Source organism: uncultured Campylobacter sp. (assembly GCF_938030815.1).
In the GTDB taxonomy this organism is placed as follows: domain Bacteria; phylum Campylobacterota; class Campylobacteria; order Campylobacterales; family Campylobacteraceae; genus Campylobacter_B.
The window spans coordinates 1-1927 of the sequence record NZ_CALHII010000202.1 but is presented as its reverse complement, the minus strand read 5'-3'; the positions used below and the strand labels follow the sequence as shown (position 1 = coordinate 1927).

Annotated in this window: 1 protein-coding gene and 1 pseudogene; both read left to right on the top strand. The window is 39.6% G+C overall.

Annotation, left to right across the window (positions count from 1 at the left end; translation table 11 throughout):
- A pseudogene (locus Q0277_RS07695) lies at positions 1–194 on the top strand (flavodoxin); the annotation flags it as partial.
- 302 nt (positions 195–496) lie between these two features.
- Complete coding sequence (locus Q0277_RS07690; protein WP_297997003.1) at positions 497–1273, top strand: hypothetical protein; 777 nt, start codon at positions 497–499, stop codon at positions 1271–1273.
- Positions 1274–1927: the final 654 nt, after the last annotated feature.

Here is a 1927-nt window from a genome sequence, read left to right as displayed (position 1 = left end):
TATACGATAACTTCAAAAAAGCGGGTGCAAATATCGTAGGTGCAGTGCCTACCGACGGATATGAATTCGACGAGAGCAAGGCCGTAGTGGACGGCAAATTCGTTGGCCTCGCGCTAGATAATGACAATCAAAGCGACCTCACCGAGAGCCGCATCGAGGCGTGGGTAGCGCAGATCGCCCCATCTTTTAAATAGCCCTCCTTTAAATTTGCCGCGGAGCATCTACTCCGCGGATCAAATCGAAATTATCATTAATGCTTTAGCCCAAATTTCAAAGCTATAAAATTTAAAAATTTCTTTCTGCTTGTAATTTTTTGTATCATACTGGAAAATAAAATTTAGCCTATTTTATCACATAAAATTTTGTTGCCGATAAATTTAGTGAGATTTTAAAATATTCCGCTAATGCTTAACAATTAATCTCAAAATTTACCTCAAATTTAATCAAATTTTAAGCGGGGGGCTAGTATTCCTTACTTTAATCTTAAGGAGTAAGTATGAAGCTCAGATATATGATGGGTGCCGTAGCGGCGGCTTTGGTGTTAGCAGGATGCGGTGAGGACGAGATAGAACTCGTCAAAAACTATACTTTGCCCGATTTTAAATCTATGAGTATAGGCACGGCGATCGAGGGGTCGAAAAGATGTAAAAATATCACGTGGTCGAAGGCTGATCGCGGTGGGTTAAAATCCGTCACGATGGTGTGCGACATAGATGTGGAGGCAATAAATGCCGAACTCGAGAAAGCGACCAAAGAACGTCTTGAGAAATATAATAAAGATGCTTTAAATAGCAATATGGATAGTACTATGGAGTTTTATAGGGGTAAAGCTTATGATAGGAATAGCTTGCTTCAGCTAGCTAACAAGCTTTGCAAACTAAACGACACGAAATTCCAAGAGACTATAAAAGCAAAAGGTAAGATAGAATACGAAGATCAGAAGGGATTGATCGATTGCGATAAGTCGCTAGAGGATGAAATTCTAAAAGACCAAGACCCTAAAAAAGATAAGACATATCTACCGGGCGTTTTAGATTTCTTGAAAAATGCGGTGTATCATTCGCAATTGACGCCAGAGCAATTAAAAGCTAGTTATGGTGCATCTAATAAAAAAGCGCCGTCTAGTGCAACTATAGAGCTTAATTTCGTCGTCAATAATGATAAAAGCGTAGATTTGGCGCCTGAATTTAAGCTAATGGCGGACGGCAAAGAAGAATCTGTGGGTGAAAATGTTACGTCTAAAAACGCGCTAGCGGAGTTTTATATAAGATAGTACGCTGCGGAATTCTTGAGTAGCGGAGCGGAATTTTAAAATTCGCTCCGTTACGAAATTTAAAGAATTTCATTTTCGGTAAAATTTCATAGAATTTCAATAGAATTGTGCGGAATTTCGTCTGCGGTTTCGACGTAAAATTTTAATGCGGAATTTCATGGCTGAGTCGATATGTCGCGCTTGTTTGCCACGATTAAAATTCCTTTTTATGTCGCGGCGTGGAATTTTAAGCACGGAATTCCATATTTTACTAAGACGTCTTATGCGCGTAATTTTACAAACTGAATTAATCGAAATTTAGCAGGCAGATTTTTCTCGACTTTGAATTTTGCAGCCTGAAATTTAACGCCTTAGAACTCCCAGGCTTCACAAATCCACATCGCGAAATTCTGCCGTCGAGCTTCTTGTTTTATAGCCAATAATGACGAGCAGCGTCAGTAGCTCCGTCATCTTGCACTCACAGCGTATTTTTATCGCACAGGCTTTTCAATTCCTAGAGTTTTAAATTTCATACCATACAATTTCAATCGATTGAAATTTCGCAGCGCCGATACAACCAAAATTCTGCCACTCTGCGATATAGCCGGAATTTCGCGGCTTTAAAACCGCGCACTAACCAAATCCTTTTCTTAGATTTTGTCTTAAAGTCCCAGC

What these genes read in the sequence shown, in the direction of transcription:
- Q0277_RS07690 (WP_297997003.1), top strand. Translation starts at nt 497, where the DNA reads ATGAAGCTCAGATATATGATGGGTGCCGTAGCGGCGGCTTTGGTGTTA.